The 23,919-nt window shown below is 40.3% G+C and carries 18 protein-coding genes; 11 read left to right on the plus strand and 7 right to left on the minus strand.

The genetic code is table 11. The annotated features are described in order from the left end of the window. Positions 1–3 precede the first annotated feature (3 nt). The gene (locus HUJ22_RS04005; protein ID WP_290874218.1) at positions 4–1,854 is read left to right on the plus strand and encodes a type II and III secretion system protein; all 1,851 of its coding nucleotides are present in this window, start codon (positions 4–6) and stop codon (positions 1,852–1,854) included. Between the two features lie 21 nt (positions 1,855–1,875). Here the strand turns inward: HUJ22_RS04005 and HUJ22_RS04010 are convergent, their stop codons facing one another. After that, complete coding sequence (locus HUJ22_RS04010) at positions 1,876–2,658, minus strand: alpha/beta hydrolase (protein ID WP_290874221.1); 783 nt, start codon at positions 2,656–2,658, stop codon at positions 1,876–1,878. 290 nt (positions 2,659–2,948) lie between these two features. On the opposite strand from HUJ22_RS04010, the gene HUJ22_RS04015 reads away from it, so the two are divergent. Next, positions 2,949–3,683, plus strand: coding sequence for a lysophospholipid acyltransferase family protein (locus HUJ22_RS04015; protein WP_290876622.1), 735 nt, complete (start codon positions 2,949–2,951; stop codon positions 3,681–3,683). 18 nt (positions 3,684–3,701) lie between these two features. Then, positions 3,702–4,535 (plus strand): DedA family protein, encoded by an 834-nt coding sequence (locus tag HUJ22_RS04020; RefSeq protein ID WP_290874224.1) that lies wholly within the window; start codon positions 3,702–3,704, stop codon positions 4,533–4,535. Positions 4,536–4,616: 81 nt separating this feature from the next. Here HUJ22_RS04020 and HUJ22_RS04025 read toward each other — a convergent pair whose 3' ends face one another. Beyond that, complete coding sequence (locus tag HUJ22_RS04025; protein ID WP_290874227.1) at positions 4,617–6,845, minus strand: NADP-dependent isocitrate dehydrogenase; 2,229 nt, start codon at positions 6,843–6,845, stop codon at positions 4,617–4,619. A 543-nt stretch (positions 6,846–7,388) separates the two neighbouring features. Here HUJ22_RS04025 and mutL point away from each other — a divergent pair. Next, complete coding sequence (mutL, locus tag HUJ22_RS04030) at positions 7,389–9,239, plus strand: DNA mismatch repair endonuclease MutL (protein ID WP_290874230.1); 1,851 nt, start codon at positions 7,389–7,391, stop codon at positions 9,237–9,239. 6 nt (positions 9,240–9,245) lie between these two features. After that, on the plus strand, positions 9,246–10,352 hold the full coding sequence (locus tag HUJ22_RS04035) for a DUF3524 domain-containing protein (RefSeq protein ID WP_290874233.1): 1,107 nt from the start codon (positions 9,246–9,248) through the stop codon (positions 10,350–10,352). A 115-nt stretch (positions 10,353–10,467) separates the two neighbouring features. On the opposite strand, the gene dnaB is transcribed toward HUJ22_RS04035, so the two are convergent. From dnaB to HUJ22_RS04050, 3 genes are all read right to left on the minus strand, one after another. Next, positions 10,468–11,997, minus strand: coding sequence for a replicative DNA helicase (gene dnaB / locus HUJ22_RS04040; RefSeq protein WP_290874236.1), 1,530 nt, complete (start codon positions 11,995–11,997; stop codon positions 10,468–10,470). 132 nt (positions 11,998–12,129) lie between these two features. Next, the gene (locus tag HUJ22_RS04045) at positions 12,130–12,924 is read right to left on the minus strand and encodes a uracil-DNA glycosylase (protein WP_290874239.1); all 795 of its coding nucleotides are present in this window, start codon (positions 12,922–12,924) and stop codon (positions 12,130–12,132) included. Positions 12,925–12,989: 65 nt separating this feature from the next. Beyond that, entirely contained in the window at positions 12,990–13,526 is a 537-nt protein-coding gene (locus HUJ22_RS04050) for an RNA methyltransferase (protein WP_290874242.1), read from the minus strand. A 142-nt stretch (positions 13,527–13,668) separates the two neighbouring features. Between HUJ22_RS04050 and HUJ22_RS04055 the strand changes: the two genes are divergently transcribed. After that, the gene (locus HUJ22_RS04055; RefSeq protein WP_290874244.1) at positions 13,669–14,883 is read left to right on the plus strand and encodes a TCR/Tet family MFS transporter; all 1,215 of its coding nucleotides are present in this window, start codon (positions 13,669–13,671) and stop codon (positions 14,881–14,883) included. Position 14,884: 1 nt separating this feature from the next. On the opposite strand, the gene sulP is transcribed toward HUJ22_RS04055, so the two are convergent. Together sulP and HUJ22_RS04065 are read right to left on the minus strand one after the other, a co-directional pair. Then, a complete protein-coding gene (sulP, locus tag HUJ22_RS04060; protein WP_290874247.1) occupies positions 14,885–16,618 on the minus strand; it encodes a SulP family inorganic anion transporter in 1,734 nt (577 codons plus the stop codon). 7 nt (positions 16,619–16,625) lie between these two features. Further along, complete coding sequence (locus tag HUJ22_RS04065; protein ID WP_290874250.1) at positions 16,626–18,413, minus strand: SLC13 family permease; 1,788 nt, start codon at positions 18,411–18,413, stop codon at positions 16,626–16,628. 240 nt (positions 18,414–18,653) lie between these two features. On the opposite strand from HUJ22_RS04065, the gene greA reads away from it, so the two are divergent. Genes greA through HUJ22_RS04090 form a run of 5 tightly spaced genes read left to right on the plus strand, consistent with a single transcriptional unit; the run spans position 18,654 to position 23,863 of the window. Then, positions 18,654–19,127 (plus strand): transcription elongation factor GreA, encoded by a 474-nt coding sequence (gene greA, locus HUJ22_RS04070; protein ID WP_290874253.1) that lies wholly within the window; start codon positions 18,654–18,656, stop codon positions 19,125–19,127. Positions 19,128–19,151: 24 nt separating this feature from the next. Continuing rightward, entirely contained in the window at positions 19,152–19,610 is a 459-nt protein-coding gene (locus tag HUJ22_RS04075) for an NUDIX pyrophosphatase (RefSeq protein WP_290874255.1), read from the plus strand. Beyond that, a complete protein-coding gene (locus HUJ22_RS04080) occupies positions 19,589–20,821 on the plus strand; it encodes a hypothetical protein (protein ID WP_290874257.1) in 1,233 nt (410 codons plus the stop codon). The genes HUJ22_RS04075 and HUJ22_RS04080 overlap by 22 nt, the downstream gene beginning before the upstream one ends. A 7-nt stretch (positions 20,822–20,828) precedes the next feature. After that, positions 20,829–22,046: an acetate kinase gene (locus HUJ22_RS04085; protein WP_290874260.1), complete on the plus strand. Its 1,218-nt coding sequence runs from the start codon at positions 20,829–20,831 to the stop codon at positions 22,044–22,046. Continuing rightward, on the plus strand, positions 22,037–23,863 hold the full coding sequence (locus HUJ22_RS04090; protein WP_290874264.1) for a hypothetical protein: 1,827 nt from the start codon (positions 22,037–22,039) through the stop codon (positions 23,861–23,863). Before HUJ22_RS04085 ends, HUJ22_RS04090 begins: the two co-directional genes overlap by 10 nt. The last annotated feature ends 56 nt before the right edge of the window (positions 23,864–23,919 follow it).

Genomic DNA, 23,919 nt, shown 5'->3' on the forward strand with positions numbered 1-23,919 from the left:
CCCATGAAAGCAACACTCGATAAATTAGGTTCATTATCCATTTTTTTAATGGTGTTGATTGCTGCTACAGCAATTCCACAGCATGGTTCAGCTCAAATAATTGATCCATTGCGAGAATATACCAATCCTGATGAAATTGTAGCATTCAATAAAAGTACGACCTACAATGAAGCAATAGAAATCATCAATACTTTTGCCCAGGAGTACGAAAATAAATTTATTGTGGACAAATCTGCTTACAGCGGTGAGCTTGGAGTGAACCTTCCGGCTATGCATTGGAAAGATGCTCTAGAATACATTATGCGATTTCAGGATCTGGAACTGACAGAATATGCTGAATTTTACGAAATTACCACACCGGCACCTTCTACTCCCGGTACTACCACACCTTCAACAAGCCAGCAGACAGGTGGCAGGGCACAAGTTGGCGGACAAGCAGGAGAGGCAATAAGAGCTACTACCGGTACTCGAGAAATCAGGATCAATGCCACCTTCTTTGAAGGTAATAAACGAGCGCTTCAGGAAATTGGAATTGACTGGTCAACATTAACTAGTGATGTACCTGAAAATATCGGAGATTTTGTAAGTGGGGATGGGGGCGAGGCCATCCCGTCTTCAGATTTTAATGACCAGTTTGTAGCTGTAAATTCCTTAAACGCTGCCAGTGTGTCCCAGAATGCATTTAATGCCGTTGTAAACCTTGGAGAGTTTGGCCCGGGAATTAGTGTTCAAGCTTTATTTAGTGCGTTTGAAGCTGACAATTTAGGTAAAGTGTTGGCAACCCCGTCTATTAAAGTTGTTGATGGTCAAGAAGGTAATATACAAGTAGGACAAGATTTTTCTATTAAACAAAGGGATATTGCCGGAAATGTAACAGATAATTTTGTTAACACAGGGACTATTTTAAATGTAACTCCCCAAATTATTACCTACGGTGATACTTCGTTTGTTTATTTAGATCTGGAAGTAGAGCGTTCTACAGCACAGCCTGATGTGGTAAGTACGATCATTAATAAGCAGGAAGCTACCACATCTGCTATACTGCTTGATGGTGAGTCAACTTATGTTGCAGGCTTATATCGCACAGAGGAAACCTCGGTAAGAAGGGGGATTCCGATATTGAAGGATTTACCCGGTTGGTTTTTTGGGTTGAGATATTTGTTTGGATATAATTCCAAAGATTTTCTTGAAAATGAGCTTATCATTATTGTCCAAGCTGAGATTATTCAGCCTGTCTCTGAACGCATAAATAATAAGCTTCTGACTAAAAGAGATATCCTGGCTAGTACTCGTGATAGGATGCGGACTGATTTAGACCGTGTTTTTACTGAAGATCAACCACAAAGAGATTTAATTGAAGAATCTCCTTCAGATGAACAAACAACTGAAACAGATGCAAAAGCTGAAAAAGTTGAAGAGGAAGATACTCAGGAAACCGAAACTGAAGAGACAACAGATATAGCGGAAGAAGAACAAGAGGAAGAACCTGTTGAAGATTTAACGATGCAGGTCGACCGTCCGGAATTAATGGTTGTAGTCCCAAGAGCCTTCAATCTTGAAGAGTATCTAGAGTACCGGGAGAATGGCGGAGAAGGGGAAATTGAGGACGATGTCTCAGATTTAGAATATTTTATAATTGGCGGATCATTTCTGGTTCCAAGTAATGCGGAGAATTTTAAAAATATGCTAGAGAAAGAAGGGTATGAAACCCGAATTCTCTTTAATCCGGAAACACGCTTTAACTACGTGGCCTTCGAAGCATATAAGGATTATGATACTGCTAAAGCCAGAACCATAAAGATCAGAAACACTTTTAATGATGAAGCCTGGATTTTTAGATTACAGGACAATTAAAAGAAAGTAAAACAACAATCTCTAAGAGTGTTGTTTTAAATACTGTATAGATAGTCGGTTGAACGCCCCCGGACGTTCTACATTGCAAACATGCCCACAATTTTTAATGACTTGGAGCGTAGAATTTTTGTGCTTATTGACAATTTGCTGTACTGGTGGTAAAAACATGTGATCCTCACTGCCCATTATATATAGCATGGGGGACTCAACTTCTTTTTCCTTAAAATACTTAAGTAAAGGATTTACTTCATTGGTAAGCTTAAACCAACGTAAAAATTCTTTTTGATATAATTTTTTTGCTTCCCTAATAAATAAGTTCCGAGACTTTGCATGCCGTTTACGAGGCATAATAATCCAAGCGAAAAACTTGTATAGCCACATATAAGGAATAAATCGTTTAAACATATGCCCTAAGAAAACAAGAATACGTGAGCGCACATTTAATCTTGTAATGGCCCCGCATAGAATAGCTGACTTGACACGCTCAGGAGCAATTTCTCCAATCGTTCTTATAATTATAGTTCCCAGGGAAACACCTATAAAATGAGCTTTTTCGATTTTAAGGTGATCTAAAACTTCAAGGATATCTTTACTGATAAATTCAAAAGAGTAATCTTCTTCATAATATTTTTGAAGCAGATCCTTGGATTTACCGTGTCCACGTAAATCTATCATCAACACATTAAAGTGTTTTTTAAAATCTCTTAGTTGGCTAAACCAAATAGAAGAGCTGCCACCCGCGCCATGTACGAAAACAACCCAGTCTCTCTCTTCAGATGATTTATATTCTTTATAATACAACATAATTTAAGGTTACAAATATTTCTTCTTTAAGTAAATAAAAGTTAACACACTTTAAGGCTTTCAGAGAAACTTATTTTTAAAAAGCTATCTCCAGTATATTGAACCCTGCAATCACCCAATTAATTCTTAAATAAGTAAATGATAATGAAAACGTCCATAGTTAATGTCTGGTATAAACAGTATCCTCATTTTATGACTGTAAATCATTAGCTTCTTTTATGAAATTTTTAAGAGCTACTATAAAATTAATTAGCTTTTTGCTTGTAACTCTTTTCCTGTATTCATTGATAATGGCATCATTGATTGGAGCCATTATTGGGGTGAATTATGAAAAAATCAGGGGCTATTTACTTCGGTTTTGGGGAAGGTGTATATGCAAAATTATTGGAATTAAGTTAGAGGTAAAGGGAAAAATCCCCAATCCTCCTTTTTTGCTTGTGTCCAATCACTTAAGCTATATAGATGTATTTGTGCTATTCTCTCAGTTAAGGTGTCTTTTTGTAGCAAAAAGTGATGTTAAAACCTGGCCTTTAATGGGTTTTATTATCCGGACGTGTGGAATACTGTTTATTGATCGAAATCGTAAACGGGATATCACTAGGGTTAATAAATTAATTTCAAAAAATATAAATGAAAACCAGGGTATTATTTTGTTTCCGGAGGGTACTACCAGTCCCGGCATGGAAGTTTTACCTTTTCGTACACCACTTTTGGAATATCCTGCCACAGAGGATCTGTCCGTTTCTTATGTTGCTATATCATATGAGTCTAAAAAAAAGGAACAACCTGCGTATGAATCAATTTGTTGGTGGGATGACGCTTCATTCTTTTCACACTTTATGAACGTTTTAAAAATGAAGGGTTTTAAGGCTAAACTTCATTTTGGGGAAACGCCTGTCAAAGAAAATGATCGTAAATTGTTAGCTGAAAAATTACATTCAGCTGTAAAAAATAACTTTAAACCGGTTGTAACGAAGGAGGCTTTTAATGCAAAGCATGATGTATTTAAGCCACTTTCTTTTTAAAAATTAAGCTGTCCTGAAGTGAAGTCTATTAATATAATTATCTCCATTGCACTCTCATTACTTTTTATTGCTGAAATATCAGGATCATTTTTGAATGAGAATATTGTAGCCAACGAAAGTATACCCTATGATACAACTGATTTTAAGTTCTTATTTCAACTTCAGGATTCTTCCAATGTCAGTGAAGATTCCCTGGAAAAAATAGTCCCTTATTTAGATGAGGTGGAAGCAGACTCCAAAAATGAGTTATTAGTTATCTACATGCTGCTAATAGCATTCTCAACATTTTTTAGTGAAGATCTTGCCGCAATTGGGGCCGGCTTAATGGTAGCGAATGGCATGATTACATTTTGGCCGGCTGTGATAGCAGTAATAGCCGGTATTTTTACAGGTGATTTTGCTTTATATCTGGCAGGCAGATGGCTCGGAAGGCCTGTTTTAACAATCCCGCCATTCAAATGGTTTATTCATGAAGACACTATTGAGGTTTCCATCAGGTGGTTTGATATTAAAGGGCCATATATTCTTTTTGCAAGCCGTTTTATACCGGGCAGCAGAATGCCGGTTTATTTGACGGCAGGTATTTTAGAAACCAGGTTTTGGAAATTCCTGTTATATTTTGGCGGTACGGTTTTACTCTGGACCCCGATTTTTGTGTGGTTTTCAGTTATTGCAGGTAATGAAATTCTCACCATATACGAAACTTATGATGATTACGCCGTATGGATAATACTTGGTATTGTAATTCTGTTTATAGGTCTTTATAAGATTATTCCCCTTATTTTAACAACCCGCGGGAGGAAGTTTTTATGGAAAAAAATCCGAACAGTTTTCAATAAAAAAGCATCCTGACTGTATTGCTTTGGACGAGTGGATTATAAAAAAGCCCGAATTAATTGATCCGGGCTTTTCTCCTAATTAGGAATGTGTCCTCTATACTGTTTCAATAATAGCATTTAAAGTTTGGCTTGGACGCATTCGCTTGAATACAAGTTCACGGTTTGGCCAATAATAACCTTCTATATTTTCGGGACTTCCTTGAGCCGCAATCAACTCCTCATTGATCTTTGCTTCGCTATCTTTAAGCTTTTGCGCTACTATCTTGAATCGTTCTGCCAACTCTGCATCTTTAGATTGCTTCGCCAATGCTTCAGCCCAGTACATAGCTAAATAGAAATGGCTGCCACGATTATCATGCTCATTCACTTTCCGGGATGGAGATTTATCATTCTGAAGGTACTTGGAAGTGGCGGTATCCAGGGTTTCTCCAAGGATCTTAGCTCGTTCATTGTCAAAGGTTTTACCGAGGTGATCTAAGGAGACTGCAAGTGCCAGGAATTCACCCAGCGAATCCCAGCGCAAGTGCCCCTCATCCAAAAACTGCTGAATGTGTTTTGGGGCAGAACCACCGGCTCCGGTCTCGAACAATCCCCCGCCATTCATTAAAGGAACAATAGAAAGCATCTTCGCACTTGTGCCAACCTCAAGAATAGGGAAGAGATCGGTGAGATAATCACGCAACACATTTCCGGTCACAGATATGGTATCTTTGCCATCCTTAATACGCTCCAATGAAAAGCGCATTGCTTTAACAGGTGACATAATGTGAATTTCGAGTCCATCGGTATTATGCTCCGGTAAATACTCATTCACTTTCTTAATGAGTTGGGAATCATGAGCACGGTTTTCATCCAGCCAGAAAACAGCAGGATTTCCGGTCTCTCGTGCTCTTCGTACCGCTAATCCAACCCAGTCTTTAATGGGGTCATCCTTAGTTTGACACATTCTCCAGATATCGCCTTCTCCTACAGCATGCTCGAGAACGGTTTCGCCGGATTTATTCACCACACGTACCGATCCACTTCCAGGAATTTCAAAAGTTTTATCATGAGAACCATACTCTTCGGCCTTTTTAGCCATCAACCCAACATTAGATACACTTCCCATGGTAGTCGGATCAAAAGCGCCGTGTTCTTTACAGAAGTCGATCACTTCCTGATAAATTCCGGCGTAACTGCTATCCGGAATTACTGCTTTAGTATCTTGGGTTTCATCATTCTTATTCCACATTTGGCCTGAGGTTCGAATCATGGCCGGCATTGAGGCATCGATGATTACATCGCTTGGCACATGCAGATTGGTGATGCCTTTATGAGAATTCACCATGGCCAGGTCAGGGCCATTTTCATAACATTTTTGGATATCAGCCTTAATCTCAGCTTGTTTGTCTTCCGGAAGTTCTTTGATCTTAGCTTCCAGGTCACCAAAGCCATTGTTAGGATCTACGCCCAATTCCTTCAGCGTCTCACCGTGTTTCTCAAACACATCTTTGAAATATACCCGTACTGCATGACCAAAAATGATTGGGTCTGAAACCTTCATCATTGTGGCTTTCATGTGCAGTGAAAATAATACGCCTTTCTCTTTTGCATCTTCTATTTCATTCTCCAAAAAATCGACCAATGCTTTTTTACTCATGGCAGAAGCATCGATAACTTCACCGGGAAGAAGAGGGGTGCTTTCTTTTAATACGATTACATTTCCATCTGTATCTACAAACTCGATTTTAACATCATCAGCATCTTTTAGCGTGACAGAACGCTCAGAAGAAGCAAAATCACTGTTACTCATAGTTGATACATGAGATTTAGAGTCAGAACTCCATTCTCCCATTGAGTGAGGATTTTTGCGCGCATATTCTTTGACTGCTTTAGGTGCACGCCGGTCAGAATTTCCTTCCCGCAAAACCGGATTTACTGCGCTTCCTTTTACTTTTCCGTAGCGCGACTGTATTTCTTTTTCTGTATCATTTTTGGGCTCTTCAGGGTAATCCGGAATGTTGTAACCTTTTTCCTGCAATTCTTTTATTGCTTCAACTAACTGTGGGATAGAAGCACTGATATTAGGAAGCTTCATAATATTGGCTTCCGGTTGTTTTGCCAGTTTACCGAGTTCAGCAAGATCATCTGAAACCTTTTGTTCTTCGGTTAGATAATCAGGAAAATTAGCAAGAATTCTTCCGGCGAGTGAAATATCTTTTGTTTCAACGTTTACTCCGGCAGCTTTTGTAAAAGCTTCCACGATGGGAAGAAATGAATGGGTAGCTAAGTAAGGACCTTCATCGGTTATGGTATAGAAAATTTTCGCTTTATCAGTGCTCATTTTAAATAAATAATTTACAGTTTTAATTAAATCTATGGTTGGGAAAAACTGATTCCGACAGAAAATATCGGGGTTGGAGTTTACAAATTTTAGAAGCAAAAGAACATCTGTAAGAATGTCGAATATTGATCTGCGGAATAATGAACATCGAAGTATTGACAATGGGATTTGCTATGACTTCCTAAACCTTGCTAAAAAACTTCAAAATTCTTTATTACTTATTGAATATTCGATATTCACCCAACAGATTCTGTATATTCATACACGATTTGCTAACATTTCCCGTTAGCCTATTAAAGCCAATAAAATTTAGGTGTTGTTATGATTCGACCGATGTTCGGTTTTCGGCCCAAACCCAAGAAATTCGACTATCCTTTCCGTTATTACGACCCGGAAAAGGATGAAAAAGAAAAGCGGCGTAAGCGTATTAAATTCGAAACCCATACAAGACGCAGGCCTGCCCAGTTTAAAACAATTGTATTTTTCGCAGCGCTGTTGGCTTTAATTGTTTACCTAATTTCACTCTAAAACAGATTATTTACATTGAGCGAGACCCGCACCGGTGATTCTATAATTCATCCATTACCTCCTGAAATCAGCAACAAAATTGCGGCAGGAGAGGTTATACAGCGCCCGGCTTCCGTAGTTAAAGAACTACTGGATAATGCCATTGATGCCGGTGCCGACCAACTTAAAATTCTTATCCAGAACGCAGGTCGTACACTTATTCAAGTTTCCGACAATGGTTGTGGAATGAGTAAAGAAGACCTTCCACTCTGTTTTGAACGGCATGCAACCTCCAAAATTAATACAGTAGATGACCTGTTTCGTATTAGAACCCTCGGGTTTAGGGGAGAAGCGATGGCTTCTATTGCATCGGTTTCGCAGGTTACGGTCAAAACTAAACGCGCGGAGGATGAAAATGGCTGGGAATTTGAAGTTTGGGGAGGTGAAGAGCGTGAAATAAAACCAACAGCGACTGACAATGGTACTACTATTGCCGTTCGAAATTTATTTTTTAATGTACCAGCACGCCGACAGTTTTTAAAGACTGATGTAACTGAACTCCGTCATATTCTCAGAACCATTCAGTATGCTGCCCTTGCAAGTACGGATGTTGCTTTTTATGTAGAAGCTGACGGTGATATCATTTATGATTTACCAATCCAAAAACTGAAAGACCGTGTTACTCAGATTTTCGGAAGTTCTTATAAAGCGAGTCTTATCGAATTTAAAGAAGAAACCAGTTATGTAAAGATTCATGGTTTTGCCTCAGATCCCAAGCTTGCAAAAAAAAGCCGGGGAGAGCAGTTTTTGTTTGTGAATGGCCGGCCGTTTCAGCATCGATATCTTACCCATGTAATTTTGAGTTTATATGATGCCTGGACTCGTAACAATGAGTATCCATTTTATGCACTTTTCTTTGATATCGATCCTTCCAAAGTAGATGTAAATGTGCATCCGGCCAAAATGGAGGTCAAGTTTGAGGATGAGCGCAGCGTTATTCAATTGGCTCGTTCAGTAGTAAACCGGGCATTAAACCAGCACTTTCAAGTACCGAATATTCAGCAAGAGGAAGATGCTTTTTTAAGTGATAATGAATCCAGGAGGTTTGATTCCGGTTTTAGTTTTAATCGCCCGAGCACTTCTACAGACAATGAAAAGGGGTTTCAAATTCCATCCCGCATTAATTATAAGTCAAACCCGGTACAGGGCAGGGGAAGAGATTTTGGAGAACAGCTGTATGGCGAGACAGGGAGCCGGCAGAGAACTGATTTCTCAGAATCTCAATCATATCAACCACCGGTCGATCAGAAAGAACAAGTAGCCAAGGATACAGGATTTTGGCAGTTGCATAACACTTATATCCTTACACAAACCCGAACAGGGTTAACCGTTATAGACCAGCATTTGGCCCACAAGCGCATCATCTTTGAAAAGGCGATCAATGCCACGGAAGAGGCGCTTCCAAGCACACAGCAGCTGTTATTTGCTCAAACACTGGAATTGTCAGCATCAGACTATACTTTGCTCAAAGAGCTTCATTCCATTATTCAACGAATGGGATTTTCGGTACAATTATTAAGTGGAAATACCGCCATGATAAACGGGGTGCCTGCGGATATAGAAATTGGCAATGAAGAAGAAGTGCTGATCTCTATGCTGCACCAATATCAGGAATTAGGACAAAAGGTAAAGCTGGAAGCCAGGGAAAAGCTGGCCATAGCTTTTGCTGCCAAGGCTGCGATACCAAGAGGCAAGAAACTTACTGAGCAAGAGATGGAGTCATTGGTTGATCAGCTCTTTGCTTGCGAACAACCCTATCTCGATCCTTTGAAGAAGCCCACAATCAGTTATATTCCGCTGGATGAAATTCAATCACGTTTCAGGTAATCCTGTATGAATATCTTAGCGGTAGAACCATTTTACAGCGGCTCCCATAAAGCCTTTCTCAAAGGGCTTGAGAAGCATTCCGGTCACAATATCATTCCCATTAAGCTAAACTATAAAGGCTGGAAATGGCGGATGCACGGGGATTCCGTTACATTGACGGAAATGACGAATAAGGTGAGCGAAGACATTGATCTGTTACTTACGAGCAGCATGACCAATCTTCCCGCATTTATGGCGCTCACGAATCCTAGATTTGCCCATACGCCCGTGATCATGTATATGCATGATAACCAGTTTACCCGCCCCATTCCTGATGGTGAAAAACGAGACCTGACGTATTGTTACATTAACTATTTGAGTATGTTAGTGGCTGATAAACTGCTTTTCTCGTCCCAGTTTCACCTTGATGACTTGATGGACGCCCTTCCTAAATTCTTGGATAATTTTCCCGATGGAAAACAATATGGCACCGTGGATAAAATTTGTGAGAAGAGTATTGTAATGCATCCCGGATTGGACCTGAAAAGCTTTGATAAGCAGCCGGATACCCGGGATCAAAATGAAACTCCTGTGATAGTATGGAATCAACGGTGGCAGTTTGACCGAAATCCAGCAATGTTTTTTAGAGTGCTGAACCGGTTGAATGATATTGATCTTAAATTTGATTTGATTCTGGCAGGAGATACACAACATGAAAAGCCGGAAGAATTTGAAAAAGCATGGAAACGATTTGGCCAGCAAATCACCCATTTTGGTTATGTGGATGACAAAGAAAATTACAGCAAGCTCCTGCACTCGGGAGATATTGTAGTATCAACAGCCAGTTATGAGTTTTTCTGTGTAGCTATCATGGAAGCAATATATTGTGGTTGCCATCCATTGGTGCCCAATAGGTTACATTACCCTGAACTTATCCCTGAAAGCTTACATGACCCATTGTTGCATGCGCCGGTTTTATATGAGACTGAGGATGATTTATTTTATCATCTCAAAGATTTATTGACCGGAAAAACAAAATCCCTTCCCAAAAATTCTCTTCAGAATATTAACAACCATTTAGATTGGTCGAGGCGAATCAAAGATTTTGATCGACTTTTTGAAGAGATGGTTTAATTTTTGGCCTGATTTATTGCTCCTTAGCTAAACTTTCCAAAGTTTAGCGATTGGTCAATTTTTAAAAACTACCTCGCTAACTTTGGAAAGTTTAGTACGGGGTCTAATCAGTGACCTAAAAAGGTGCATCTTCATCGGGAGCGGGATTGTGAGGCAAGGGTGGAGCTCCGTCATTACCACCTGAAGACCCGCCGTTATTAGCTCCTCCGTTACCCAACATTGGATCATTCCCGGTGGCTGCAGTAAGATTTTCAAAGCGAGCATAATCCTTTACAAAGTACATCATTTTACTGCCTACCGGCCCGTTACGCTGTTTTCCAATTATGACTTCAGCAAGTCCGGCCGTAGATTTGCCTTCTTCAGTAGTAGTGATGCCATAATATTCAGGACGGTACAAAAACATTACAATATCTGCATCCTGCTCAATAGATCCGGATTCCCTCAAGTCACTTAATTGAGGACGTTTATCCCCGCCACGCTGTTCTACGGCTCGGGAAAGCTGCGAAAGCGCAATGACCGGAACGTCAAGTTCTTTGGCAAGGCCTTTAAGACCTCGGGAGATAGTTGCAATTTCCTGCTCCCGGTTTCCGATATCTTTTGAATTTGCCTGCATGAGCTGCAGGTAATCAATCACAATCAATCCAATCCCTTTCTCACTTTTCAATCGCCGACATTTAGTCCTCAACTCCATCAAACTAATACCGGGAGTATCATCGATATAGATTTCGGCACTAAATAAGCGGCTGGCGGCATCAATAAGCCTGCGAAAGTCTTCATCCTTTAATGTTCCTTTCCGGGCTTCATCGGCGCGGACACGGGCCTCCATTGTAAGTAATCGTTGAACAAGAGACTGGTTAGACATCTCCAAACTGAAAAGGGCAATAGGTGTCCGCAGGTTTTCATCGGGATGCATGGCAGCATTTCGTGCGGCCGTCAAAACAAAAGCCGTTTTCCCCATTGACGGACGTGCTGCTATAATAACTAAATCTCCCTTTTGCCAGCCGGCGGTCATGTCATCTACGGCGAGCCCGGTAGGAACACCGGTGATCCCATATTCCTTTCCGCGCAAATCTTCCAGATAGGAGAGGGTGTCTTTCAAAAGTTTTTCTACCGGAACAGCAGTACTTCGGCTCTTTTGATTAGATAGATCGAAGATACTTTGCTCAGCGTGATCCAGGACATCATAGGCATCGGATGTAGTATCGTAGGACTCTTTAATTACATCATTGCTGGCCAGTATAAGATTTCTTTTAATAGCCTTTTCAATGATGATTTGTGCATGATACTCAATATTTGCCGAAGAGCTGACTGACCTGGTTAAGTCTGATAAATAAGTTGGGCCTCCACAAACATCCAATAGGTTATTGTCCTTGAGTTCAGTTTCAACCGTAAGTAAATCCAGGGGATTATCGCGCTCGTATAAATTGGTAAGCGTTTCAAAAATATGGCGGTTGGCAGTTTTGTAGAAATCGGTGGGTTTCAGCATTTGGAGAGCTATAGTTGCTGCTCCGTGCTCAATTAACATGGCCCCCAAAACCGCTTCTTCCACTTCTACAGCTTGCGGCGGTACGCGTCCGCCTTGCTCTAAAGTCTTGGAATCATCCTTCTTATAATTGTTGCCGTAAGATCCGTTTTTTTTTGCCATTTTAAATACTGAAAACTAAGAGAGTGCTGTAAATTCGAGTATCGAAAATAGGTATAAATTGAGAGGGAATTGGAATTCTTTTGAACATTTTTTAAACAGAGTTATCCACAATTAAGAAAGTAACCTTTATTCTTAATCAACCACTAACTCATCATATCTCTTCCTCAACATCTGCACATCTTCCCATGTGGGACGTTTCCACTGTTGATTTCTAAGCAATGCGGCTGGGTGATAAGTAGCCATCAGCTCTCGGCCGTGGAAGGGGTGAAACTTTTGACGCAGGCTTTTCAGGGTAGTGTCTTCATTAAGTAATGTAGTTGCAGATATCCTGCCAACGCAGAGAATGAGTTTGGGATCAATAATTTCAATTTGTCGAAGGAGATAAGGGAGGCTTCGTTGTCGTTCTTCCGGTTTAGGATCACGGTTATTGGGCGGGCGGTGCTTTAGGATATTTGCGATATAAATATCTTCTCGTTTGAAGTCAATGGCTTCCATGATTTTATCCAGCAGCTGCCCGGCCTGCCCCACAAAGGGTTCGCCTTGCTGATCTTCATTATAGCCCGGAGCTTCACCGACAATCATTAAATCAGCATTGGGATTTCCAACACCGAATACCACGTTTGTACCCTCTAAATCGGTCTTTAATTCGTCTGCAGCTTCACATAAAGCCCTGAGTTCATCCAGCGTTTGGCATTTTGCAATTCTTTGAACAGGTGTTAGATTTTCTTTCAGTTGTTGTTCTTCTTTAGCACTGCCGGCATCCTGATTTTGAGTAACAAGGTCTTTCTCCTCTTTTATCTCGGCTTTTTGTATATCCGTTCCAGATGATTCCATATCTAAACTTTTTACCGAAAAATCTCCATACATCTCCCGTTGCTGTTTCAAAAATTTGGAAGCTTTCTCGATAAATTCTTTTGGATCGGACATTTAGTTAATGGTTTATCGCAATAAAAAAATTTGTTGTTCGAATAAGTTAATAAATACTCCGATAATTATTTGTCGTCCCACAGTTTTTCAAGCATTGAATATAAAATTACACCGGCTGCTACTGATACGTTTAATGAATGCTTGTGGCCATATTGCGGGATTGCTACGAACTCATCTATCAACGATAAAATATCCTCATCTATACCGGTGACTTCGTTACCAAGGACAATGCAGATTTTTTCAAGAGCTTGAGCGTCAAGGGCCGGAAGAGGAGTACTTTCTTTGGTTTGTTCTAACCCAACAATATAGTAACCCTCTCCCTTAAGATCATTTAGAGCTTCTGTTGCTGTTTCAAAATAGCGCCAATCCACAAACTCTTCCGCACCAATGGCTGTTTTATTGATTTCCGGACGGGGCGGGGTTGCCGAATACCCGGACAGGATTATTTCAGAAATCCCAAACGCATCCGCAGAACGAAAGATTGAGCCCACATTATGCAAGCTTCTAATGTTATGTACCAATATTTTTATAGAGCTAAGTTTCTGAGGAGCTGAGCGAGACAAGTTTTCTTTCAGAATTTCTTTGGTTGTAAGTTTTTTCACTGAGTTTTCAGGTTCCACTGACTGGATTAATTTTTTAAAAATAGATGAAGCAGGCAATCGCTTTTCTTACCTTTGGTGTTAAATTAAAACGTACCAATTTGACGGCTAAAATAACACAGCTTGAGAATCATTTCAGTTATTCATGAAAGAAAAGAGAAGCGCGGCGCTCATCTTTATTTTTATTACGGTTCTGGTAGATGTGATCGGGTTGGGTATTATTATCCCGGTGATGCCTGCATTGATAATGGAACTTACCGGGGGAGGGCTCAGTGAAGCTTCTCTTTATGCCGGGTGGATCACTTTTATGTATGCAGCCACTCAGTTTTTTTTTGCTCCTGTTTTAGGTGGATTAAGTGACCGGTTTGGACGCCGCCCCGTACTGCTTTTTTCCTTACTGGGATTTGGGCTTGATTATATCTTACTTGGGTTTGCTCCAACCGTTGTTTGGTTATTCATCGGTAGGTTTATTTCAGGCATAACCGGTGCCAGCTATACCACTGCCAGTGCTTACATCGCTGATATAAGTCCCCCTGAACGCCGTTCGCAGGATTTTGGGCTCATAGGTGCAGCTTTTGGATTAGGGTTTATCATCGGCCCGTCGGTAGGTGGGATATTAGGAGAGTATGGTGCTCGTATTCCGTTTTTTACTGCAGCCGGCTTGGTACTCGTGAATGTATTGTATGGATATTTTGTACTTCCTGAATCTTTATCTCAGGAAAACCGCCGGGCTTTCGATTGGAAACGCGCAAACCCGTTTGGATCCCTGAAGCAGTTAAGTAAATTTCCTAAAATATCGAGCCTGGCAGGGGTTTTCTTTCTTGTTTACTTAGCAAACCATGCGACACAAAGTACCTGGACCTACTTCACGATGGAGAAGTTTGGGTGGACGGAGATGACGGTAGGATTATCTCTTGGTTTGGTAGGGTTGTCGGTTGTTGGGGTTCAAGGCGGGCTCATCAAATGGATAATTCCAAAAATTGGGAACAATAAGACAGTTTACTTCGGGCTTTTAATGTATGTGTTGGGGTTTTTTGGATTTGCGTTTGCTCCGGAAGGCTGGATGATGATGGCTATAATTTTACCGTTTTGTATTGGAGGCCTGGCAACTCCTGCCTTACAAGGCATTATATCAACGGAAGTTTCAGATAACGCCCAAGGTGAATTGCAGGGGGCATTGACCAGTTTGGTTAGTTTTTCAGCAATATTTGGTCCACCCATTATGACGAATTTGTTTGGGTTCTTTACCTCAAACTTAGCCCCAGTCTGTTTTCCGGGAGCTCCATTTTTCCTGGCATCGATATTAGTTTTGGCTGCCATTATTTGGGCAACCCGCTCACTGGGCTTCAGTAAGTCATAAACTATGCGCAGTGTTGCAGGTATTCATTTAAGCGGTTTCCGCCATCTCCATCATCTTGTCTTTTAAGAGCTGCTTTCACACCGTCATGTACGGTATTAAAAAATCGATCTGATTTCACAAAGGTGCTTATATCTGACTTTCTTATTACATCCCGAACCGGGCCAATGAGTCCTGATATATACAGCTCAATTCCTTCTTTTTTAAGAGTTTCGATAATCATAAGAAGAGAATCCATGGCTGATACATCAAGATCGCCGATTGTAGTGCCATCAATAATGACGTATTTAGGCGCATCCAACCCATTCATACTTTTTTCAAGAATGTAATTTTTGAAAAATTCTGCATTAACAAAAGAGAACGGGGCGTCAACCCTTAAAATCAATACACCGGGAATTTGTTTCACTTCCGAAAATCGATTTTTGTTTTTGAAATCCCGGGTTCCGGGAATTAACCCAAGTTCTGCCACCGTTGGTTTACTCATTTTAAGGAGCAATGCAAGTACGGATGATACCAAACCAATAATGATTCCTTCCTGAATCCCAATCGCCAAAACACTTATAACGGTAATGAATGCGACCAGGGCATCGCGGCGCTTGGTATTTATCAAAAAGCGTAGCTCTTTGATGTCGATCAGGCTGCTTACAGATACCACAATTATAGCTCCTAGAAGAGGTTCAGGTAAAATCTCAAAAAGAGGGGTGAGAAACAGAAGGGTAAAAAGGATCAAAATTCCCGCAAAAACATTTGTCAGGGAGGTTTCAGTACCGGATTGATCTGCAATAGCTGATCGTGTAAAGCTGGATGAAACAGGAAGGGATTGAAACAGGCTGCCAATTACATTACTGCTTCCGATAGCTATTAATTCTTGGTTTGGATTTACCGTATATGCATGCTTTCTCGCAAAGGATTTAGACAGGGAAGCTACTGTCATAAATTGTATAAGTGCTAAAGTAAAAGCATTGGGTGCCAATCGTTTAATAGATTCTAAACTTAGATTCGGAATGCTAAAATCGGGGAGTCCTTGTGGAATATCACCAACTTGAGCAATTCCCCATTTTGAAATGCTGATAAAGGAAAGAACTATTATGGTAATAGTAACAAGAATGACAGATTCCGGAAGTTTTGAATAATACTTTCGCATCAAAAGTAAAAACAAAACAAAAAAGAATGACAGACCAAAGGAGGGCCAATGAATGTTTTCAATTTGTTGTGAAACGTAATAAATCATTTCATGAATGAATTGGGAATTTGGTACATCAATGTTCAGTAAGATGCCCACCTGGCTGGTAATAATGATGATGGGGGCTGCGATTGTAAAACCTGATATAACCGGACGGGAAAACAAATTAAATACAAAACCAAGTTTCATAAAACCCATCATTAACTGGAAAATACCGGTCATAAGAGCGATCATGATTGCAAAAATGATTTTATCAGTCATATTATCCCCGGCCAAAAACCCAAGTCCGGCCGCAAGTATTAGCATATCAATAGCTACCGGTCCAATAGAAAGGTGACGTGATGTGCCAAATAAAGGGTAAATGAACAACGGAACGAGCCCTGCATACAAACCATAAATGGGGGGCAGGCCGGCAATAACAGCGTAAGCCATGCCTTGAGGGATAAGTACAATCCCTACGGTTGATCCTGAAATCACATCAGCTTTTAATTTATCAAGGTTGTATTCCCTGAGTACCTGAATAATTGGAAAATATTTTAATAAAAGTTTATGCATTTGCTGTCTAAAATGGCCAAAATAATGGGATTGCAAAGGTACCAATAATCCAGAATAAGATATTGAGCGGAGTGCCGACTTTCACGAAATCGATAAATTTATATTGTCCGGGCCCAAAGATCATTGTGTTAGTCTGATAACCGATGGGCGACATAAAGCTTAGTGAAGCTGCCATTGTAACTGCTACCAATAGTGGATCTGCACTCACGTTGATTGTTGAAGATGCTTCAATGGCAATAGGAGCAAGCAATGCTGCCGTTGCTTGATTTGAAATAAGGTTAGTAAGCATCATAGACAGAAAGAAAAAAGCCGAGAGTACAGCTGTTGGCCCAAGTGATTCAAAATTACTAATCATACCATCTACCATAAGCTGAGCAGCGCCTGTCTTTTGCATGGCAATTCCAAGTGGAAGCACCCCGCCCAATAAAAAAATCACTTTCCAATTAATAGATTGGTAGGCTTCTTCATTACTCAGGCACCCTGTAAGCACCATTATTATCACCCCGCAAATAGCTGAGGCTACTATAGGAAGTATTCCAAAAGCAGCGAATCCAACTACGCCTAAGATAATGCCGACCGCTGCCGGTATTTTTTCTTCATGAAAATCAGGTACTTTAATTTCGGTAGCTAATACAAATTCCTCTGCGGTTTTAATATCATTAACCCGTTCTTTTTTAGCATATAGAAGGAGGGATGTTCCGCTTTGCAACCGGATATCAGGCAGGTGTTCTTGCTGTATTTTCCCTTTTTGCCGGATAGCTAAAACTATCGCCTCATACTGGTGATACAAGTCTATATGCTTTAATTTTTTCCCCTCGAATGACGATTCGGGTGCCACGACAGCCTCTACCAACTGTGCATTACCAATTTCAAAGTCCTTGTCTTCCCAATTTTTATTGGGCTTTATCAATACATCTTCACGGTTTAATAATTTATTTAGTTCTTTTACGCTTCCGCGAATTCGAAGGGTGTCTTTTTGTTGAAGCTTAATGTTGTGCCGGTCAGGTTTCGAGTTTCCGTTCTCATCAAAAACCTCTACGATATCGAGATCAAGATCTTGTATAAGCTTCGTGTTGTGAAGAGGGGTATTAACAAAGGGAGAGTTTGGCTGCAAAACAACATCCGTGAGATAGCTTTGCATCTGAAAAATATCTGTCAGAGATTCATCTTTTCGTCGTTCAGGAATGAGATTGATGCCGATTGTAAAAAGGTAAACGAAGCCGGCTATAAAAAAGATGATTCCAACAGGGGCAAAATCAAACATACCAAAGCCGGCTAAACCGTTATCGGTTGCAATAGAATCAACCAAAAGATTGGTAGAAGTACCGATAAGGGTACAAACGCCTCCGAACATAGCCGCGAAAGACATCGGCATCAATAATTTGGAAGCACTTTTTCCCAGATCCTTTGAAAGGCTGATTATCACAGGTATGAAAATAGCAACGGCCGCTGTATTATTTATAAAAGCTGAAATCACCCCCACCACCAACATGATAATAAACATGGCCAGCCGATAATTGAGTTTACTCAGCTTAAAGAAATAATCTCCAACAATATCCAAGGCTCCCGTTCTGCGGAGCCCTTCACTAAGTATAAACATACAGGCAATGGTAACCGTAGCGGGATTACTAAAGCCCGACAGTCCCTCTTTGGGAGTTAGAATTCCTGAGACCATAAGTATGGCCAGCAGGATAAGGGAGGTGACATCAAAAGAAATCCGCTTATTGACGAACAAAATTATCGCAAGCAGAATAAGTGCGTAAACAAATAAGATTTCCGGAGCTAAGCCAAGCATTAGAAACTATATTGATTTAAATCTTCTTTTGACGGCTGAATATCTCAAGTATCACCGTTTTATAAAAATCATATCATAAAATAAGGATGTTTTATTCCTTAATAAGGAAATCTAAAACAGGAATGGAAAAACATTCAATAAGCTCTTATTTTTAGGTATATTTTAGTATTGAAAATAAAAGCCATCTGCCGACGGTAGATTGCTTTTTTTATTTATGGAAACCAAATAAAAGCAGAGATTATGAGTAAAGTTCAATACCTGACACAAGAAGGTTACGATAAACTGGATGCAGAATTGAAAGACCTGAAAACACGGGGACGAAGAGAGATTGCAGAAGATATTGCAGAAGCACGAGCTAAAGGCGATTTAAGTGAAAATGCAGAGTATGATGCAGCAAAAGAAGCCCAAGGTCATCTTGAGGATCGTATTACTAAACTGGAAGATGCCCTGGCAAATGCGCGTGTATTGGACACTAAAGACCTGGATTTGTCAAAGGTTCGCGTTTTAACCACTGTTACGATCCTGAACAAAAATACCGACAAGGAAATGAAGTACACGCTGGTTTCAGCAAATGAGGCTGACTTTGCTGCGGGTAAAATCTCCATTGATTCACCTATCGGTAAGGCTCTTATGGGGCGTGAAATTGGTGAGACTGTTGAAGTAGAGGTTCCGGCCGGTAAGTTAGAGCTCGTAGTCAAAAACATTGAAATTTAATCCGTCTCCTCTAATAAACTCCCAATGAAAAAACTCATTGACGTATATCCTTACCGAGTTAAAGAAGGGAATCCGTACTTTTTGATTTTTAAAAGATCTTCTGAAAAAGTATATAGAAATCAATGGCGGATGGTAGGGGGGAAAATAAAGAAAGAGGAAAGCAGTTGGGAAGGAGCGCTTCGTGAACTTAAAGAGGAAACGGGTTTAACACCGGTTAAATTTTGGACTATACCGTCTGTGAATTCATTTTATGAAGCAGAGACTGATATGGTGCATGCTATACCCGCATTTGCAGCAGAATTAGATGTTGATGCGCAAGTTGAGCTTGATGAAGAACACTCGGGCTTTAAATGGGTTAGTATTGACGAAATTGAACTATATATTAAATGGCCGGAACAACGACGCTTAATGAAGCTAACCCATGATATCCTAACAGATCAATACCTTGAAATACTTCCAGAGTGGATAATCGAAATTTCTTAATTACATTTTTTCTGTTTTTACTAGTTCCCGGCTTAGCCTTCGCACAATCCGATCGTTATAAGCTAAAGTTTGCCCCGGATCTTTGGTACAATAATGTAGATGGAATTCGTGTTGGAGCTCGGGTTTTTGGAGAAATTGAAGGTACATTCCGGGATGGCCCACACAGACTGGATGCCGGTGTTTGGCTGGCAACCAACATCCCTGAGCTACCCGTTTCATATTACCTGTCATTTACCGAGCCTGTTGCGGCTATTTCCTCTTACGGCAATGAAGGTAATATACAAATCAGAAGTAGCATCAGAACCGGTTATAGTCACCATCAGGTATCCTTAAATAAAAGATGGCAGACTGAATTTAATGAACTCAAATTCACCGAATGGTCACTCTTTTTCAGTCAAGAGAAAATGTTTGATGCGGATTACCGGCCCTATCCTCAACTGTGGCAAACGGATTGGAAATCACTTTTGGGGATGAATATGTGGTTGAGCAAAGTCTTTGACATCGGAAAGTTTGACTTGCAGGCTTCCGTAAAACAAAATTTGGTGAGTTCTGCTTCTTACACGGTTGGTGCTGTTGAAGTAAAACAGCAAATACCCTTGGGCAAGGGATTCAATGTAAGGTTAAGAGGTTTTTCCGGCATTAATAGTTCGGATGCGGCCCCTGAATATCAATTTGGCCGTAGTTATCGTCAGCCCGTTGAATGGTTAAATAATGGGGTAACCCGTGCTCAGGGAACACTTCCTAATACCTTGTTAGATGATGGTCTGTTTCAAATAGCCGGCGGAGCTAATTTAAGAGGGTATACTTTTCAGGATTTTGAAGAATTAGCAAACAGTCAAAACCCGCTCACTTACAACTTTACGATGTCCCTGAATGCGGAAGTTGAATATCCGAATCCAGTAAATAACTTATTTAAGCAATCGATAATAGGTGATTTTGTACATCTCAGGTCTTACGTATTTGGAGATATTGGGCGTTTTTACAGGAATAACTACATGCAAACTCCCGGTGTGCAGTCGGATATACTGAATGTAAATTCTGATGCAGGACTTGGATTCCAATTTTCTCTGAATATTCCCGATTATCTGGGTAAAGATCGCGGGTTTGCAATACGCTATGAAATTCCCTTTTGGCTTTCTCACCCCAACGGAAATGAAAACACGTTTAAATTCCGTAATTTAATCGGCATTGGAGCGGTAATCTCACTTTGACTCACTCATGAAAATTCTTGTTATAAACTGCGGAAGTTCTTCTATTAAGTACCAACTTATAAACACCGAAGATAGAGAGTGTTTATGTAAAGGACTGGTCGAAAGAATAGGGGCCGTCACCTCTATCATAAAACAAGAGTTCAAAGGTGAAAAACCTTACAAAAAGACGATGGTGATCGAGAATCACCCTTCTGCGCTTAAAACTATTATGGAAATGCTTATTGATGCTGACAATGATTACTTGCATTCCTTAGACGAAATTGAGGCGGTAGGGCATCGGGTGGTTCATGGAGGGGAAACCTTTAAAGATTCTGTTCTTATAGATGACGATGTGGAAGAAGCTATACAACAGGCTTTTGATATTGCACCGCTCCATAATCCTCCTAACCTGGACGGAATTCGTGCGGCAAAAAAACATCTTCCAAATATTCCTCATGTTGCTGTATTTGATACCGCTTTTCACCACTCTATTCCCAAACATGCTTATTTATATGGAATCCCTAACCGGTTATATCGTCGGTATAAAATTAGAAAATATGGCTTTCATGGTACTTCACATTATTTTGTGAGCCGTCAGTACTATAAACTGTCAGGAAAACCTAAAGAAGGCTCTAAAGTGATCACTTGTCATTTAGGTAATGGATGTTCTGTTACGGCCATAAAGGATGGAAAATCATATGATACCAGTATGGGTTTTTCCCCGCTGGAAGGGCTGGTGATGGGTACCCGGAGTGGTGATATTGATCCTTCTATCTTATTCTACCTCATAGAGAAAGAAGAATTATCTCTTGCAAATGTTCACGCTTTGCTAAATAAACATAGCGGCCTTTTGGGCCTTAGTGGTTACGCGGCGGATATGCGTGACTTATTGGAAGAAGCTGAAAGTGGGGACCGAAGATGCAACGAAGCAATTGATGTATTTTGCTATCGGGTCAAAAAGTATATCGGTTCATATATAACGGCGATGAATGGGGTAGATGCTATTATTTTTACCGGTGGAATCGGGGAAAATGCAGCTCCCATTCGGAGTAAGATTTTAAAAGATATGGGGTATTCAGGAATTGAAGTAGATGAGAAAAAAAATATCGCTTTATCTGAAGGAACAATGATTAGTACTGACAATTCAAGTGTGGAAGTTCACGTTATACCTACCAATGAAGAACTAGTAATTGCCATAGACGCTGCCAAAATAGCGACGGCTTCCAAACAAACCCCATGGGCTTAAACAAACTGATTTACATTAAATCTGCATTGCACGATATCCTATCTAAATGCTATGATGCTTTGAAAGGCAAGAAAGGATTTTATGGGATAAAGACCCCGATGGGGGGTGTTTTATTTATACTGCTCATATCTATCTCACTGATGTCTTGTTCCAGTACAAGCTGGGTAGTAGTTGATGAGGGCACCAAAGACATAAATGATTTTGAGCTTATTTCATCCCGGTTTTATTTAGAGAGCACAAATGGAATTACTCCAAATCAACCACTGATTCACTTCGATTTAAAGGCAATCAATACGTATGAATACGCGAAAAGAGTTCGTTCCGAACGATATATTCAGCGTTATCGGCCGAGGCTGGGATACGTGCTTTTGGGGGCTGCAGGAGCTGGATTGTCCTATTTCGCCGCTTTTTCTGATCAATTGGTGACTGAACCTACTAACACTCAGCGTTATTCATTGATTGGAGCCGGAACATTACTTACAGGCTTGTCTTTTTTAAACATGAAACCAATTGGGGAACCCTCAGCTACAGGAGAAAGTCGCTTATTACGTAAAATTGGCGCCGTCCAAGAGTCTGATACAGTAAATGCGAAGCCCTACAACTCAGTCACTCCATCAATCAGGCTCTCTTATAGTGACAGCATTCTAGCTGAACATAAGGGGTGGGATTTTAGAGATGGCAGAATTAGTATCAATCTGGCAGAAGAGATTGATGCAGGTATTTTTGAAGAAACTCCTTCTGACAACATTTTGGTAGAGGTTTTCTATGATTCATTAAGCCGTAAAAAAGAGGTGCCGGTTTCATCTGTTTTTGAGCAATTTGTAGTTGTGGATGCTCAAATAACCGCTTTAAGAAATGCTCCGGTTATTGATAATAATAATGTTTTGACTGATTTGGCTGAAGGAAGTCAGCTTAAATTAGTTAAGAAAGAAGGGGATTGGTACAAAGTTTTATATGGAATTTCAGAAACCTGGGTATCGGTAGATGATGTAAATACTATTTGGAGGTCTTCTGAATTTGCTTCTGACCTTTCCGTAATCACCATACCTAGTGTGCCATTTGGATCTGTAGATGTGGAGCAAAATATTCCTGATTTGGGATTAGAGCCTTTGAATTCTTCAGCTTTTATACTTTCAAATTTTCAGTTCGAAAACAAAGAATTATCAGAGCGCATATATGGCGAGCGGGATGTTGAATTGATGGAAGCTTATTTCAGTCAAGCCCTTGCAATCAGGTCGAACAATATCATAAAAGCAATCAATATCTCTTCTGAGCGATCGCTTGAGCAAACTTACTCAAGATTAGCGATACCGCTAGATGAACCTCCAAGAAATCTCATTGTATATATAAATGGGTATGCCGAAATCCGCGATTCTAAAGTCTACCTGATAGGCAGTGAACTCAATGAGGAGGGTACGTCCTATCTTGATCTGCAGAAATTTTTTGAAGGACTGAGCAGTTTGCGTCTCAATTCGCTGGTTATTTTTGCTGACCTGGATATTTTGAATAATGATGGTTCATCACAACCGTTTAGAAGATTAGCTTCAACTGTCACTGATAGTAATTATAAAGCAGCAGTACTATTTGCGGGGCGTCCAAATCAGAGGTCAGGTATTTATTCTTCAAGTATCGGAGAACAAAAAAGGCATAGTATTTTTACCTATTATCTGGCTGAAGCCTTTAAGCAAGGGAAACTACGGATAAGTGAGGTCTATGATCATTTGGAAAGAAATGTACCTTTTACTTCTCGAAGCATATATGACCGCCCGCAAAACCCATTGTTATTCGGGGATAGAGACCTTGAGCTTCTGAACTGATGGGACTTCTGTTTATAATTCTTAGTGTTTGCTGTTCTCTCGCTATTGCTCAGATT

Source organism: Gracilimonas sp., from assembly GCF_014762685.1.
In the GTDB taxonomy this organism is placed as follows: Bacteria; Bacteroidota; Rhodothermia; order Balneolales; family Balneolaceae; genus Gracilimonas.